This is a genomic window from Bacillus sp. cl96 (assembly GCF_900100505.1).
GTDB classification, from domain to species: Bacteria; Bacillota; Bacilli; order Bacillales; family Bacillaceae_G; genus Bacillus_A; species Bacillus_A cereus.
Genome location: NZ_FNDM01000029.1, coordinates 1 through 15982, shown reverse-complemented (window position 1 = coordinate 15982; position 15982 = coordinate 1). Strand labels below are relative to the sequence as shown.

The window sequence follows — 15982 nt, the reverse complement described above, 5'->3', positions numbered from 1 at the left end:
CGAACCATGTGGTTCAAAATGTTATCCGGTATTAGCCCCGGTTTCCCGGAGTTATCCCAGTCTTATGGGCAGGTTACCCACGTGTTACTCACCCGTCCGCCGCTAACTTCATAAGAGCAAGCTCTTAATCCATTCGCTCGACTTGCATGTATTAGGCACGCCGCCAGCGTTCATCCTGAGCCAGGATCAAACTCTCCAATAAAGTTAGTTTGTCTAGCATCTAAAATAAAAATTGACGTTTCACGTTATTTGTTTCGTTCAGTTTTCAAAGAACTACTTAGTCGCTCACTTGCGACTTCCTTATGTTAACACTTTCGTTAATTGATGTCAACTAAGTTTTTTATTTCATTTGTCGCTTTCAACGTTAATGTCATCGGCGACTTGTTCTATATTACACCTCTAAGCTCTAATCGTCAATATATTTTTATAAAAAATATAAAAAGGCTTATTTCTTTTAAAATAAGCCTTTTTATCACATATCATTCTATTCATTTATTATTTTTCTATAATTGGTAACGAGACGATAAATTGAATAGTGCCATCCCTATATTCCGCTCGAATACTACCACCTTGTAACTCAACAATACTTTTCGCAATCGCTAAACCGAGTCCCGACCCTTCCGTTACTCTACTTCGAGATTGATCCTTCTTATAGAAACGTTCAAACAAATTCGCTAACTCTTCTCTTGTAAACTCTTCACTATGATTCGCAATTACAATTTGTATATCCCTACGCTGCCTTTGAAGAGAAACTTTTATCTCTCCATCATCTTTACTATACTTAATTGCATTCATTAGTAAATTATCAAATACACGAACCATCTTTTCCGAATCAATCGATGCATAAGCACGTTCCTCAGGAAACTTCTTAACAAAAGTAAGTCCATGCTCTTCCGCTTGCGGTACTAACTCTTCTATCAATTGCTCAAGCAACTCATTTACACATACTTCTTGTTTTTCTAATACAACTTGTTCATTTGTTAACTTCGTATACTCAAATAAATCTTCTATTAAATTTTTTAACTGCTCCGACTTTGCAAAAGCAATTCTCGTATACTCATCGTGTTGTTCTTTATTTTCATATTTAGAATCTCGAAGTAATCGTAAGTAACCCATAATAGAAGTAAGTGGTGTACGCAAATCATGCGATACATTTGTGATAAGCTCATTCTTTTGCTTTTCTAATTTACGTTCCTTTTCTATATTATTCATAAGCTCTTCTGCCATATTATTAATATTCTCCGTTAAAGCTGCAATCTCATCTTCACCTTTTTTCTCAATGCGGTAGGCTAAGTTACCTCTTTCTATTTCCTTTACGCCTTGTGCCATTGCTTCAATCTGCTTCATCTTTCTCTTTGTTATATAGAAGAAAGAGAAAATGAATACAAGTACACCAATTAAAAACGGGAATGGTCCTTCTTGCGTATCATATATTACCTCTCCCTCTGGAATTCCACTAACAAACATGTACAAATTCTTTCCTTCAATAGTAATAGGTGAAAAAGATATAAACTCTTTTCTTGTACTTTCAAATACATTTCTACCATCTGTATAATTAATCGCGAATGATGCTGCATTACGAATCGTATTATGCAAATCGATTTGCTCTTCTTGCGCTTGCTTTGTTTTATATAAAACTTTACCACTTTCATCAGTAACCAATATCTTCAAAGCTCTAGACCCTTGCTCTAAATTTTGGTTCTCCATTTCGATCATATTTGATATAGCTTCTAATTTATTTTCATGAACCGAACTATTTGCCGCTCCTTGAGCTTGGTGATTAATTTGTTCCATACCAGCCCGATAATCGATAGTTGCTTGACGATTCGCATTCTCAAAAAACGGTGCTGCTGCCTTTGCTGACAAAACTCCTAATAACGCACAAGCAGCAAAAGTAGTAATCAATTGAATCCTTATACTCTTTCGTACGCTCTTTACTAATTTCTCAATTAATTGTCTTATTTTCCTTATATAAGTAAACGGATTAAATATCTTTTTCAATCTTATACCCCACTCCCCATACTGTTTTTATATATCTAGGTTTCCTTGGATTCTCCTCAATCTTTTCACGCACTTTTCGAATATGCACCATTACAGTATTATCAGACTGGAAAGATCGTTCGTTCCACACCTTTTCATAAATTTGCTCCGCACTAAACACCATACCTGGATTTCTAGCTAGCAATTCTAAAATTGAAAATTCCCTCGGAGTTAGTTTTACTTCTTCTCCCTCTACAATAACTTTATGGGTCGAGATGTTGATTTTCATCTCTCCAATTTCTAACTCGTCCTCATTTTGAATAGCGAAACCGTTCATTTTCATATAACGGCGTAACTGAGATTTAATTCGTGCAATTAGCTCTAACGGATTAAACGGCTTCGTTACATAATCATCTGCCCCTGTTGTTAATCCTAAAATCTTATCCATATCTTGCGTTTTGGCAGAAAGCATAATAATAGGCATTTCTTTCGCTTCCCTTACCTTCATACACATATGAATACCATCCACTTTCGGCATCATAATATCTAATACGACTAGATGTACTTCATTTTCTTCCAATAGACGTAATCCTTCTTCTCCGTCTCCTGCTTGTAATACTTTATATCCTTCATTCTTTAAATAGATTGTAATTAAATTCCGAATTTCTTTTTCATCATCTACGACAAGTATTGTTTCGTGTGCCACAATATCTCCCCCATCACTTTTTTAATCCCTAACTTCTATTATAGGAAAACTTCTGAAGAAAAACGCTCGGAAATCCTTAAGATTTTCTGAAGACGCAAAAAAGGTCTAGACTCCCCTTAAGTCTAGACCTTTAAAAAACCCCTTTTATTTACGAACGTAGATGAAATATAGTACGAATAAAACTCCCATAACATACATAATCGGATGAACCTCTTTACGACGACCACTCACAACCATTGTAATTGGATAGAAGATAAATCCAATCGCAATCCCAGTTGCGATACTATACGTAAGTGGCATAGAGATAATTGTAAAGAATGCTGGCACTGCAATCTCGAATTTCTTCCAATCAATTTCCCCTAAGGAAGAAACCATCAAGATTCCTACAATAATTAAAGCCGGCGCCGTTACAGCTGGCGTTACAACACTTAGTAATGGCGAGAAGAATAGTGCCAGTAAAAAGAATCCTGCTGTTACAACTGCTGTAAATCCAGAACGTCCTCCTGCTGCTACCCCTGCAGACGATTCAATGTAAGACGTTGTTGTTGATGTACCAAGAATCGCACCAATTACAGTTGCAATCGCATCTGCAAATAACGCTTTTCCGGCACGTGGTAATTTATTGTTCTTCATTAATCCTGCTTGATTCGCAACCGCTACAAGCGTACCTGCTGTATCAAAGAAATCGATAAAGAAGAACGTTATAATAACAATCCCCATTTGAACTGTGAAAATATCTCCGAAGTGCGTTAACGCCACGCCGAACGTTGGTTCTAGACTCGGTATTGCTCCCACCACAGCTTTCGGAGTATCAATTAATCCTGTTGCTACTCCTAAGATCGCTGTAAGAATCATACCGTAAAATACTGCACCATTAATTTTCTTAATCATGAAGATGATCGTAGTAACAACCCCGAAGATTGCTAGTAACGTTGTACCCTTTGTTAAGTCCCCCAACCCAACAAGAACTGCATCATTTTTCACGATAATTCCGGCATTTTGGAATCCAAGAAATGCAATGAACAATCCGATACCTGCTGCTACTGCAAACTTTAACTCCGATGGAATTGCATTGATGATTTTTTCACGAATACCTGAAGCAGTAAGAATAATAAAGATAATACCTGACATTAATGTTCCGGCAATTGCTGTTTGCCATGGAATCCCCATCGTTAACACTGCTGTATAAGCAAAGAACGCGTTAATTCCCATACCTGGCGCTAAAGCAATTGGATACTTCGCGAAAATACCCATAATTAACGAACCGATCGCCGCCGCTAATGCCGTAGCAACGAATACTGCACCTGGATCCATCCCTGTACCTGCTGGTAACCCTTTAACATTTCCAAGCGACAGCGTAGCAGGATTGACAAATAGTACGTAAGCCATAGATAGAAATGTCGTTAACCCTGCTATGAACTCAGTCTTATAATTCGTACCGAGCTCATCAAACTGAAAATAGCGTTTCATCCTACGTTTCCCCCGTTATATGATTACTCGCCGCATTTCTCCTAGCCCTCTTTTATCCCGAGAAACAAAAAAGGCTTCCATTGCATATATACATGGAAGCGTTCTATGAATAAAGATAAGATTCCCCTCACCTTTATAAAAACGCCTCGTAGTCAAGCCATTTACGGTAGCTAGGTAGAAACTTTCGGGCCATATCCCCGATATTATACGACGGCTATAATATTCACTTTTTGTTTGAATTACATAATCATATTAACTCGACGAAGTAGTTTTGTCAATTTAAAAACGAACGTTTTTATAAACTTTTATAGTTTCGTTCGTATTAACGCCAAAATAAAAAAGATCCACCTATGCATAAGCAATAGATGGACCTTTTTATAAATACTATTCCCACTCAATAGTTGCTGGTGGCTTACTCGTTACATCATACACGATACGGTTAACGTGTTTTACTTCGTTTACGATACGTACAGAGATTTTCTCTAATACGTCCCAAGGGATACGTGCCCAGTCAGCTGTCATACCGTCGATAGATGTTACCGCACGGATACCTACTGTGTAATCGTAAGTACGCTCGTCACCCATAACACCTACGCTACGCATACCAGGAAGCGCAGTGAAGTATTGCCAGATTTCACGGTCTAAGCCCGCTTTAATAATTTCTTCACGTAAAATCGCATCAGATTCACGAACGATTTCTAATTTCTCTTCTGTGATTTCACCTAATACACGAATACCAAGACCCGGTCCTGGGAATGGTTGACGCCATACGATTTCATCAGGAATTCCTAATTCAGATCCTAATACACGTACTTCGTCTTTAAATAACGTGTTTAAAGGCTCAATTAATTTGAACTGCATGTCTTCTGGAAGTCCACCAACGTTATGGTGAGATTTAATTGTTTGCGCAGTTGCTGTACCACTCTCAACGATATCTGTGTAAAGTGTACCTTGCGCTAAGAAGTCCATACCTTGTAATTTTGACGCTTCATCATCAAATACGTAAATGAATTCGTTACCGATGATTTTACGTTTTTGTTCTGGATCTTCTACACCTTTTAACTTGTCCATGAAGCGGTCTCTTGCATCCACTTTAATAACGTTCATATGGAAGCCTTCGCTAAATGTTTTCATAACGCCTTCTGCTTCACCTTTACGAAGTAAACCGTGGTCAACGAAAATACATGTTAATTGATCACCAATTGCTTTATGAATTAATACTGCTACAACAGAAGAGTCTACACCGCCACTAAGTGCGCATAGTACTTTTTTGTCTCCAACAGTTTCACGAATCTTTTCTAATTCTACTTCAATAAAGTTCTCCATGTTCCATCCTTCAGAACAACCACATACACCGAATACGAAGTTTTTAATTAAATCGTTACCGTGCTCAGAGTGACGTACTTCTGGGTGGAATTGTACACCGTATAAGTTTTTCGCTTCATTGCTCATACCAGCAATTGGGCAAGACTCACTTGTTGCGTCTACTACGAATCCTTCAGGTAAACCAGTTACTAAGTCACCATGACTCATCCATACAACTTGCTCTTCTGGAAGGTTCGCATATAGTTTTGATTCGTTCTCTACTTTAAGAACAGCTTTTCCGTACTCGCGGTGATTTGCACGCTCTACTTTACCACCGAAGTGTTGCGTCATAAGCTGCATACCGTAACAAATACCGAAGATTGGTAAACCTAGTTCAAAGATTTTTTCATCACAATGTAATGCACCTTCACCGTATACACTATTTGGTCCACCAGAGAAAATAATCCCTTTTGGATTCATTGCTTTAATTTCTTCTGCAGTAATTGTATGTGGATGAAGTTCACTGTATACACCGAACTCACGAATTCGACGTGCTATTAACTGATTGTATTGACTTCCAAAATCTAAAACGATAATTGTATCGTGTTGTTTCTTCAAAATAATCACCCCAACGTTAGTTCTCGTATATAAATATTTTCACCAATTTGGCGAAAAGCATTACCAATATAATAAAAAAAGCCAGTCCTCCGCCTCTAGTCTCATAACAAAGAAAAGGCAGGGGTCTGGCTTTATAAAGAAAGATAGTCTCCGCTCTTTATAAATATAAGACACACTGCCTTCATAGTCAGGTTGTTTACGGTAACCCGGTAGAGACTCTCAAACCATATCATTGAGGATATATGAAGGATCGTTTTATATTATCTTCCTAGATTCTAACAATGAAGTATCAATATGGTCAAGAGAGAAAGCGACAAAATTCTACAGAAATTCATTTCCTTTTCTAAAAAACATAAAAAAACATCCATTTCTATATAGAAATGGATGTTTTTTAGGACAAACGGAATTACATCATTCCGCCCATACCGCCCATGCCCATGCCGCCCATGTCAGGCATTGCTGGTGCATTTGGTTCTGGCTTGTCAGCTACTACAGCTTCAGTTGTTAAGAACATAGCTGCAACAGATGCTGCGTTTTGAAGTGCAGAACGAGTTACTTTAGCTGGATCTACGATACCAGACTCAAGCATGTTAACCCATTCGCCAGTAGCTGCGTTGAAACCAACGCCTACTTTTTCGCCTTTTAGACGCTCTACAACTACAGATCCTTCGAGACCAGCGTTGATTGCGATTTGACGAACTGGCTCTTCTAGTGCACGAAGTACGATGTTGATACCTGTTGCTTCGTCGCCTTCAGCTACGATAGAAGCTACTTTTGTGTATACGTTCATAAGTGAAGTACCACCACCTGCAACGATACCTTCTTCTACTGCTGCACGAGTTGAGTTAAGTGCATCTTCAATGCGAAGTTTGCGCTCTTTTAACTCAGTTTCAGTTGCTGCACCTACTTTAATTACTGCTACGCCACCTGCTAGTTTAGCAAGACGCTCTTGTAATTTTTCGCGATCGAATTCAGAAGTTGTTTCTTCTAATTGCGCACGGATTTGACCGATGCGAGCTTCGATTTGTTCTGTGCTTCCTACACCTTCAACTACAGTTGTGTTTTCTTTTGTAACAACAACTTTACCAGCGCGTCCTAAAGATTCAACTGTAGCAGATTTTAAGTCACGGCCTAATTCTTCAGTGATCACTTCGCCACCAGTTAAGATTGCGATATCTTCTAGCATTGCTTTACGACGGTCACCAAATCCAGGAGCTTTAACAGCTACTACATTGAATGTACCACGAAGTTTGTTCACTACTAATGTAGCTAATGCTTCGCCTTCTACATCTTCAGCAATGATAAGAAGTGGTTTACCTTGTTGTACCACTTGCTCTAATACTGGTAAGATTTCTTGAATGTTAGAAATCTTTTTGTCAGTAATTAAGATATATGGGTTATCAAGAACTGCTTCCATTTTGTCAGAATCAGTAATCATGTAAGGAGATGCATAGCCACGATCAAATTGCATACCTTCTACTACGTCTAATTCTGTTGTGAATCCTTTAGACTCTTCTAAAGTAATAACGCCGTCGTTACCAACGCGCTCCATTGCTTCAGCGATTAATTGACCTACTTCTTCGTCAGCTGCAGAAATAGCAGCTACTTGTGCGATAGAAGATTTGCCTTCGATTGGTTTAGAAATCGTTTTTAATTCTTCAATTGCAGCAGTAACAGCTTTTTCGATACCTTTACGAAGACCCATTGGGTTCGCACCAGCTGTTACGTTTTTAAGACCTTCACGAATCATAGCTTGCGCTAATACAGTTGCAGTTGTTGTTCCGTCACCAGCTACGTCATTTGTTTTGCTAGCAACTTCTGCTACTAATTTCGCACCCATGTTTTCGAATGCATCTTCTAATTCGATTTCTTTTGCGATTGTTACACCATCATTTGTAATAAGTGGTGAACCAAATTTTTTCTCAAGTACAACGTTACGACCTTTTGGTCCAAGCGTAACTTTTACTGCATTTGCAAGAGTGTCGACACCGCGAAGCATCGAACGACGTGCTTCTTCACTAAATTTAATATCTTTTGCCATAATAATTGACCCCCTTGGATTTTTTAAGATTTATATAATTAACCGATAACTGCTAAAATGTCACTTTCACGTAAAATCAAGTAGTCTGTACCTTCATATTTCACTTCAGTACCTGCATATTTTGAGAAGATGATAAGATCACCTGCTGCTACCTCTAAAGCAACACGCTCACCATTCTCAAGCACTCGACCAGTACCTACTGCAACAACTTTACCCTCTTGTGGTTTTTCTTTTGCAGTATCTGGTAATACGATACCACTTGCTGTTTTTTCTTCTGCTTGAACAAGCTCAATTACAACGCGATCACCTAATGGCTTTAGCATGAACAATAACCTCCTCATTTTGTTATGTAAATTTCTTTTATTAGCACTCAAGTCATCCGAGTGCTAACACACTTATAATAATAAATAATCTCAATTTCTTTTGCAAGTAAAAAAATCATAATTTTTTCGCAAATCACTATATAAACTTTCTATATACAATACTGCCTTTACTATATGAATCGTTGTTTCCACTGCTCGTATGTTACAATATGAAAGGACACCCTAAGTTGTTTTCGCTACACATACAACTTTCTCCTGTCTTCTATTATAATTTCAAATAAGGATTTACGAAAAAAACATAATTCAAGAGGTTTATATCGTAGGTAGCATATTTACATGTTATCCTAACTTATCTCATACACTATAGTTAGAAAGGATGGTTAAACCATTTGAAGAAACAATACTGGTGGATTATCGTTACATACATTTTAATGCAGTTATCTGGCGTTGTTGGATTACCACTTCTCCTAAAAACAGGACTCTATGATAATAGAGGATTTACCATTGAAGAAAAAGGACAAATCATAACGGGACACTGGGCAATCATTAGCTTCTTTATTGCATTATGTATCGTGCTTTGGTTACTTAGAACAGATATTCGTGACAGGCATTTAGATCCAATGCGCTCTTCTGTTCCAGCTACTATTGGATGGATTTTTATCGGGTTCTTCTTAGCAATCATCTCACAATCCATTGCAGGTATGATTGAAATGTATGTATTTGGGGTTCCACGTGGATCTGAGAATACAGACAGACTGATGGACATCGCAAGAACGATACCTTGGTTCCTTATTGTTGTATCTATAATTGGACCTATCTTAGAAGAAATCGTATTTAGAAAAATTCTATTCGGCACGCTTTATAAGAAGTTTAACTTCTTTATCGCAGCTATCATTAGTTCGCTTGTATTCGCAGCAATTCATTTTGATTTTACTCACTTATTGGTATACACTGCTATGGGGCTCGTATTCGCCTTCTTATATGTGAAGACGAAACGTATTATCGTTCCGATTGCAGCTCATGTTGCGATGAATACATTAGTCGCTATTGGGCAAATTTTTATGAGCAATGAACAAATTCAAGAAATGATTAAAGAAGCTGAAAAAATGCAAGGCTTTATCGGAGGATTTTTTGTATGAGAAACTCACCATTGTTCATGGCTGCACTATACTTCCTTCTTGGATGTATCTTTACACGCTTCGCCATTACGAACGTGACAGATACAATCTGGAATATGTGGACAATACTATTTGCAGTTATGGCAACAATTGATTTTAATTTGGCACTTCGCCTTATATTAGTTAAATTCACAAAGAAGAAACAATAATAAAACGCAGAGGTCGCTTCCTCTGCGTTTTATTGTGGATAGTTTTTCAAAAAGTAAACTAATGTTTGTAACTCTACAGCTAAGTCAATATGATGAATTCTAATATTCTCTGATACGTTTAATCGCGCTGGTGTGAAATTCAAAATACCGTGCACGCTTGTTTCAGCTAATCTATCTGCTACAGCTTGCGCTACTGTAGCCGGTACTGTTAATATTGCCACTTGTATATCATTTGATAATCTCTCTTCTAATTCATCTAAATGATATACAGGAATGCCCCCGATTTCTGTTCCAACTTTCTCTTCACTAACATCAAATGCCATTTCAATTTTTGTATTATTGTTTTTCGTGAAATTATAATGTAAGAAAGCGGTCCCTAAATTACCTACTCCAATAAGTGCTACACGTGTTATATCATCTTGATCAAGTGTTTCGCGGAAAAATGATAATAAATAATTTACGTTATATCCATATCCCTTTTTCCCTAACGCTCCAAAATACGAAAAATCTCTTCGTATTGTTGCGGAATCTACTTTTACTGCCTCACTCAATTCGGCCGATGAAACACGCTGCTTACCAGAAAGAGATAAGTTTTGGATAAATCGATAGTATAGAGGCAATCTTTTAGCAGTGGCTTGTGGAATCTTTTGCTGATCCATATGACCTCTCCTCTCTTCCTATCTTTATTCATATACTTTAATCAAATACAGAAGTTTAGCACTCATTAAATTCCTTGTATAATAAAGAGAAGAAGTATTCTCTCTTTATTTTAAACTATACACTATTTTTAGTATGATTGAGAAATATAAACATGGCAAAGTTAAGAAATTATTTGAGGTGAAAACATTGATTTTATTACAAGTAAACGCGCTTTCGAAATTATACGGTGCAGAAACGATTCTTGCAAACATAAAATTGGAAGTACAAACAAAAGATCGTATCGCATTAGTTGGAAGGAATGGAGCAGGAAAATCTACATTATTAAAAATTATCGCTGGTGAATTATCTCATGATGGTGGCGAAATTATAAAACCGAAAGATGTCTCAATCGGATATTTAGCTCAAAATACTGGACTAGAAACGTCTTTAACAATTTGGGATGAAATGCTAACCGTCTTTACCCACTTACAGCAAATGGAGACAAAACTTCGAAGGCTTGAGCAAGAAATGGGAAAAGAAGAAAACTTTTCAAACGAAGCTACATATGAAAGATTGTTAGCTGATTATGACCAACTACAACTCAATTATAAAGATCAAGGTGGATATCAATATGAAGCGGATATTCGCTCCATTTTAAGCGGCCTTGGCTTCCCAGTTGAAACGCACCAGACGACGATCTCTACTTTAAGCGGCGGGCAAAAAACAAGATTAGCTCTCGGGAAATTATTATTAACAAAACCAGACTTACTTATTTTGGACGAGCCTACAAACCATTTAGACATCGAAACATTAACATGGCTTGAGCAATATTTGCAAGGTTATCCTGGCGCAATATTAATCGTCTCACATGACCGTTATTTCTTAGACAAACTCGTTACACAAGTATATGAAATTTCGAATAAAGAAAGCAGACGATTTGTTGGTAACTACAGTAAATATTTAGACTTAAAATCAGCATTATATGAGCAAGAAATGAAACGTTACGAAAAACAACAAGATGAAATCGCAAAACTTGAGGACTTCGTTCAAAAGAATATAGCTCGCGCTTCTACAACCAAACGTGCTCAAAGTCGCCGGAAACAACTAGACAGAATGGAATTATTAACGAGACCATTAGGGGATTCTAAGTCAGCATCATTCCACTTCGATATTGAAAAACAAAGTGGAAATGATGTTTTACAAGTAAATGATGCAACCATCGGCTATGATGAAAACCCTATAATTGAACATGTAACTATGCGCTTAACTCGCGGAGATAGTGTTGCTTTAGTTGGTCCAAACGGAATTGGGAAATCCACATTGTTAAAATCCATTGTGAATAAGTTACCACTATTAAATGGTGATGTTTCTTTCGGATCAAATGTATCTGTTGGTTATTATGATCAAGAACAAGCAAACTTAACATCTTCTAAACGGGTTTTAAATGAACTATGGGATGAATATCCACTGCAACCGGAAAAAGAAATCCGTACTATACTTGGGAATTTTTTATTCACAGGAGATGATGTACTGAAACCAGTATCTTCCCTTAGTGGTGGACAAAAAGCTCGATTAGCTCTTGCAAAACTTATGATGCAAAAGTCAAATTTGTTAATTCTAGATGAGCCTACGAACCACCTTGATTTAAATAGTAAAGAGATTTTGGAGAATGCTTTAATTGATTACCCAGGGACTCTTCTATTCGTCTCACATGACCGCTACTTTATTAACCGTGTAACAACGACTGTGGTTGAGTTATCAACAGAAGGTGCACAGGAATATTTAGGGGATTACGATTACTACGTTGAAAAGAAAAATGAAATGATTGAACGTGCAGAACTTGAACAGCAAGAAAGTGAGGTTCCTGTTCAAAAGGTGGTTGCACAAGAGAAATTAAATTATTTAGAAGAAAAAGAGCGTAAAAAACTAGAGCGTCAACGCACTAGAAAAATTGAAGAGCTAGAACAAAGTATAGTGGAATTAGAAGAAGAAATTGCTACGTTAGAAGATCAACTTTGCTTACCAGAAATATATGCAGATTATGAAAAAGCTAGTGAAATTACAACTAAAAAGCAAACGCTACAAGAACAACTTGAAACTTGTATGGCAGAATGGGAAGAGCTGCATGTATAAGCATATTTAAATAAGGAAGATGTCTCATAAGTCAGGATTTTTGACTATGTGACATCTTTTTTTAGTACTTAAACAATTTTTTGAATATATCTATCGTAACTTAGAATATACTAACGATTTTTTAAATATATCTATTGTAACCCTATATATATTAACAATTCGACACGAAATATCGTTTTAACGACAAAGATTGACAAGATTAGCATCTTCTATAATGGGGAGATGTTTCAAAATGTTTTTCGGGGATATCTTCTTGCTTTTTATTTCCCGAAAAAGAACAAATTCAAAGGTCTGACATCAACCTATTTATCCACAAGTTTATACACATATCCACCTTTATAAAATAAACATCAAAATAACTTTTCCACATTATCCACAGTCAGTAAAAAAGTTATCAACATTTTATATACACAATAAAACCCACATTATCAACAGATAATATGGGTTTTATCCACAACCTGTGGTTAATTATGTGTATAACTATGCTTCAATATCTAATCCTGGATTTGCATTTAAGGCTAATGTTGCACGCTTACCTTGTTCATAAGCAATTGTCCCTGCCGCTGCAATCATCGCTGCATTATCTGTGCATAAAGATAGCGGCGGAATAATTAATTCAATGTTTTCTTTTTGTGCAAATTCCTCTTCTAATCGCGCACGAAGTCCTTTATTAGCAGCTACTCCACCAGCAAGAAGTAATTGCTTTACATTATAAGCTTCTGCTGCACGAGCTGCTTTCGTTACAAGTACATCTATTACACTTTCTTGGAAACTTGCCGCTAAATCTTCTGGTGCAATTTCTATACCGCGCTGTTTTGCGTTATGCACAGTGTTGATAACTGCTGATTTCAATCCACTAAAGCTAAAATCATACGAATCCGGTTCTAGCCATGCACGAGGCAAATCAATTGTCGGTTCTCCTTCATGTGCAAGGCGATCAATATGAGGACCACCTGGATATGGCATAGATAACGTACGAGCTACTTTATCATATGCTTCTCCAGCTGCATCGTCTCGTGTTTCACCAATTACTTCGAATGAACCATGTTCTTTCATATAAACAAGTTCTGTATGCCCACCAGATACAACAAGTGATAATAACGGGAATTGAACTTCTTTTACTAAACGGTTCGCATAAATATGACCAGCAATATGATGAACACCGACTAACGGAATATCATGTGCAAACGCTACTGCCTTCGCTGCATTTACTCCAATTAGAAGTGCTCCTACTAAACCAGGACCTTCTGTTACAGCAATTGCATCAATATCATCAAATGTGATGTTTGCTTCCTTTAAAGCTTCTTCTAACACAACTGTAATTTCTTCTACATGATGACGTGATGCAATCTCTGGTACAACGCCGCCAAAACGTTTATGACTTTCAATTTGTGATGCAACGACATTCGCAATAATTTCCGTTCCATTTTTAACAACTGCTACTGCTGTTTCATCACAACTTGTTTCAATACCAAGTATAATCGTATTTTTTTCCATTATATATTCACCCACATTACGAGACCATCTTCCTGATTGTCTGCATAGTATCGTTTACGAATCCCACCATTTTGAAATCCGTATTTTCTGTATAACTGCTTTGCTACTTCATTTGATACACGTACTTCAAGTGTCATTGTTTTTACCCCTAGTTCTTTCGCTTCAGAAATAACTGCTTTCAATAGGGCATCTCCTAACTTTTGACCTCGGTATTCTGGCAAAATAGCTATATTTGTTATATGTGATTCATCAATAATTATCCACAATCCACAATACCCGACTACACGACCATCTTTTTCTAACACAATATAATGTGCATGTTCATTCATCGTTAATTCACGGTGAAAGGCATCTGCAGTCCAAGGAGTTGAAAAAGACGCTTCTTCAATAGCTACAATTTGAGCAATATCATCAAGCTCCATCTTTCTAAATATCATATCCATCTTCTGCAAGCTCCTACTTGTTTTGACTTTCTAACCACTTTGTTTCAGCTTCAGCTAAACGAAGATAGCTTGGAACAAACGTATGCACATCTTGTTCTTCTTTTTGTAATCCTAAGAATGCTAGCTCACTTGGTCTTGGGTTATTTTTAGTAAATGAAGCGAATACAGCTTGATCATCTAAATGTTCTATAATTGTTTCTTTATGCAATTTAACATCGTTACCGATAAATAAAACAGGCTGTCCTTTATCTTTTAACATTTGCAACCAGTCTACAATAAGAATAATTCGGTCTTCTTCTATTGAAGTTAACTGCTCTCCTTCATATGTATATAACCCAGTATAAATTTGCCCACGTCTTCCATCAAATAAAGGACAAATTAACCCGTTAAAGTTAGCACCGTTTGCAGCTACTACCTCTAAACTTGATACACCTACAATTGGTATTTGAAGTGACCAAGCTAATGTTTTCGCCGCTGTCACGCCTATACGAACACCTGTATAGGATCCAGGTCCAGCAGCTACAACGATTTTAGTTAATTCCTTCGGTTTTACGCCACACTCTTTTAACAGTTTCTCTACAGCTGGCATAAGACGTACAGAATGGTTTTTTGTTAAATTTGTAATGATTTCCCCAATTACGTTTTCTTCCTCAATAAGGGATACACCCATTACGTAATTTGAAGTATCAATTGCTAGTACTTTCATCTTGTAATAGCTCCTCACATAATCTAATATAGCGATCTCCAATTGGCTCGAGTATAATTTTTCTTGTGTCATCTCCAGCATGGAATAAACTAATTTGTAACTTTTCATTCGGTAAATATGCTTCTATTAAATGAGCCCATTCTACTACCGTAATTCCTTCACCGTAGAAATATTCATCAAAGCCTAAGTCCTCTTCACTTTCTGCTAAGCGATACACGTCCATATGATATAGCGGTAATCTTCCTTTATATTCTTTAATGATATTAAAGGTAGGACTATTTACAACTCTTTTCACTCCAAGACCTTTTGCTAGTCCCTTTGTAAAAGTCGTCTTACCAGCTCCAAGATCTCCTTCTAAAATAATTACGTCTTGTGCCTCTACGAGCTCACCTAGTTTTTCTGATAACCTTTGTGTTTCCTCAGAAGATTTTGTTGTTACTTCATATTTACTCACAGACTTCACCTACTTTACTCACAATGTTCTCTGCTCTTTATTATACAGGTTTTGAATATATAAAAAAGTCCTTAGGAGTTGTCCTAAGGATAGTTTGACTGTCTTTATTAGTTTTTTGTTAAAACAAATAAAAAAATACGAAACAACTTGTTTCGTTCTTTTCTTTATATGAAATGGCGGTCCCGACCGGGGTCGAACCGGCGATCTCCTGCGTGACAGGCAGGCATGTTAACCACTACACCACGGGACCATTTGGTTGCGGGGACAGGATTTGAACCTGCGACCTTCGGGTTATGAGCCCGACGAGCTACCGTGCTGCTCCACCCCGCGACAATATAAA

General features: G+C 37.1%; 14 protein-coding genes, 2 tRNA genes, 1 rRNA gene and 2 riboswitches. Of the genes, 3 read left to right on the top strand and 14 right to left on the bottom strand.

Annotation, left to right across the window (positions count from 1 at the left end):
- The 7 genes from BLT20_RS29095 to groES form a co-directional block, all read right to left on the bottom strand.
- Positions 1 to 202 (bottom strand): 16S ribosomal RNA (locus tag BLT20_RS29095); the annotation flags it as partial.
- Between the two features lie 293 nt (positions 203 to 495).
- Positions 496 to 2001 (bottom strand): aminopeptidase AmpS, encoded by a 1506-nt coding sequence (gene ampS / locus BLT20_RS29085; protein ID WP_000719223.1) that lies wholly within the window; start codon positions 1999 to 2001, stop codon positions 496 to 498.
- The gene (locus BLT20_RS29080) at positions 1985 to 2686 is read right to left on the bottom strand and encodes a response regulator transcription factor (RefSeq protein WP_000929885.1); all 702 of its coding nucleotides are present in this window, start codon (positions 2684 to 2686) and stop codon (positions 1985 to 1987) included. Before BLT20_RS29080 ends, ampS begins: the two co-directional genes overlap by 17 nt.
- A gap of 144 nt (positions 2687 to 2830) precedes the next feature.
- On the bottom strand, positions 2831 to 4156 hold the full coding sequence (locus BLT20_RS29075; RefSeq protein ID WP_000833082.1) for an NCS2 family permease: 1326 nt from the start codon (positions 4154 to 4156) through the stop codon (positions 2831 to 2833).
- A 129-nt stretch (positions 4157 to 4285) separates the two neighbouring features.
- Positions 4286 to 4388: riboswitch (purine riboswitch) on the bottom strand.
- 152 nt (positions 4389 to 4540) lie between these two features.
- Positions 4541 to 6079, bottom strand: a complete 1539-nt coding sequence (gene guaA / locus BLT20_RS29070; protein ID WP_000743909.1) for a glutamine-hydrolyzing GMP synthase — start codon at positions 6077 to 6079, stop codon at positions 4541 to 4543.
- A 164-nt stretch (positions 6080 to 6243) separates the two neighbouring features.
- Positions 6244 to 6345: riboswitch (purine riboswitch) on the bottom strand.
- 140 nt (positions 6346 to 6485) lie between these two features.
- Positions 6486 to 8120 (bottom strand): chaperonin GroEL, encoded by a 1635-nt coding sequence (gene groL, locus BLT20_RS29065; protein ID WP_001029993.1) that lies wholly within the window; start codon positions 8118 to 8120, stop codon positions 6486 to 6488.
- A 38-nt stretch (positions 8121 to 8158) separates the two neighbouring features.
- Entirely contained in the window at positions 8159 to 8443 is a 285-nt protein-coding gene (groES, locus tag BLT20_RS29060) for a co-chaperone GroES (protein WP_000917311.1), read from the bottom strand.
- Positions 8444 to 8832: 389 nt separating this feature from the next.
- Here groES and BLT20_RS29055 point away from each other — a divergent pair, with 389 nt between their 5' ends.
- Positions 8833 to 9582, top strand: coding sequence for a CPBP family intramembrane glutamic endopeptidase (locus BLT20_RS29055; RefSeq protein ID WP_000745323.1), 750 nt, complete (start codon positions 8833 to 8835; stop codon positions 9580 to 9582).
- Positions 9579 to 9770, top strand: a complete 192-nt coding sequence (locus BLT20_RS29050; RefSeq protein ID WP_001246201.1) for a YdiK family protein — start codon at positions 9579 to 9581, stop codon at positions 9768 to 9770. The genes BLT20_RS29055 and BLT20_RS29050 overlap by 4 nt, the downstream gene beginning before the upstream one ends.
- A gap of 29 nt (positions 9771 to 9799) precedes the next feature.
- Here BLT20_RS29050 and BLT20_RS29045 read toward each other — a convergent pair whose 3' ends face one another.
- Positions 9800 to 10429 (bottom strand): redox-sensing transcriptional repressor Rex, encoded by a 630-nt coding sequence (locus BLT20_RS29045; RefSeq protein WP_000372699.1) that lies wholly within the window; start codon positions 10427 to 10429, stop codon positions 9800 to 9802.
- Between the two features lie 187 nt (positions 10430 to 10616).
- On the opposite strand from BLT20_RS29045, the gene BLT20_RS29040 reads away from it, so the two are divergent.
- A complete protein-coding gene (locus BLT20_RS29040) occupies positions 10617 to 12542 on the top strand; it encodes an ABC-F family ATP-binding cassette domain-containing protein (RefSeq protein ID WP_000602148.1) in 1926 nt (641 codons plus the stop codon).
- A 480-nt stretch (positions 12543 to 13022) separates the two neighbouring features.
- Here BLT20_RS29040 and tsaD read toward each other — a convergent pair whose 3' ends face one another.
- The 6 genes from tsaD to BLT20_RS29010 form a co-directional block, all read right to left on the bottom strand.
- Positions 13023 to 14039 carry a tRNA (adenosine(37)-N6)-threonylcarbamoyltransferase complex transferase subunit TsaD gene (tsaD, locus tag BLT20_RS29035; protein ID WP_000414585.1) on the bottom strand — a complete coding sequence of 339 codons (1017 nt, stop codon included), beginning with the start codon at positions 14037 to 14039 and terminating at the stop codon, positions 13023 to 13025.
- A complete protein-coding gene (gene rimI / locus BLT20_RS29030) occupies positions 14039 to 14482 on the bottom strand; it encodes a ribosomal protein S18-alanine N-acetyltransferase (protein ID WP_000367190.1) in 444 nt (147 codons plus the stop codon). Before rimI ends, tsaD begins: the two co-directional genes overlap by 1 nt.
- Positions 14483 to 14495: 13 nt before the next feature.
- The gene (tsaB, locus tag BLT20_RS29025; protein ID WP_073340421.1) at positions 14496 to 15188 is read right to left on the bottom strand and encodes a tRNA (adenosine(37)-N6)-threonylcarbamoyltransferase complex dimerization subunit type 1 TsaB; all 693 of its coding nucleotides are present in this window, start codon (positions 15186 to 15188) and stop codon (positions 14496 to 14498) included.
- Positions 15169 to 15642 (bottom strand): tRNA (adenosine(37)-N6)-threonylcarbamoyltransferase complex ATPase subunit type 1 TsaE, encoded by a 474-nt coding sequence (gene tsaE, locus BLT20_RS29020; protein ID WP_000049642.1) that lies wholly within the window; start codon positions 15640 to 15642, stop codon positions 15169 to 15171. The genes tsaB and tsaE overlap by 20 nt, the downstream gene beginning before the upstream one ends.
- Before the next feature lie 174 nt (positions 15643 to 15816).
- Positions 15817 to 15892 (bottom strand) — tRNA-Asp (locus BLT20_RS29015).
- A gap of 3 nt (positions 15893 to 15895) precedes the next feature.
- Positions 15896 to 15972 (bottom strand) — tRNA-Met (locus BLT20_RS29010).
- Positions 15973 to 15982 lie beyond the last annotated feature (10 nt).

Excerpts from the sequence above, each read along its gene's own strand:
- BLT20_RS29075 (WP_000833082.1), bottom strand. The coding sequence starts at position 4,156 with ATGAAACGCTATTTTCAGTTTGATGAGCTCGGTACGAATTATAAGACT.
- groL (WP_001029993.1), bottom strand. The coding sequence starts at position 8,120 with ATGGCAAAAGATATTAAATTTAGTGAAGAAGCACGTCGTTCGATGCTT.
- groES (WP_000917311.1), bottom strand. The coding sequence starts at position 8,443 with ATGCTAAAGCCATTAGGTGATCGCGTTGTAATTGAGCTTGTTCAAGCA.
- BLT20_RS29050 (WP_001246201.1), top strand. The coding sequence starts at position 9,579 with ATGAGAAACTCACCATTGTTCATGGCTGCACTATACTTCCTTCTTGGA.
- BLT20_RS29045 (WP_000372699.1), bottom strand. The coding sequence starts at position 10,429 with ATGGATCAGCAAAAGATTCCACAAGCCACTGCTAAAAGATTGCCTCTA.
- tsaD (WP_000414585.1), bottom strand. The coding sequence starts at position 14,039 with ATGGAAAAAAATACGATTATACTTGGTATTGAAACAAGTTGTGATGAA.
- rimI (WP_000367190.1), bottom strand. The coding sequence starts at position 14,482 with ATGGATATGATATTTAGAAAGATGGAGCTTGATGATATTGCTCAAATT.
- tsaB (WP_073340421.1), bottom strand. The coding sequence starts at position 15,188 with ATGAAAGTACTAGCAATTGATACTTCAAATTACGTAATGGGTGTATCC.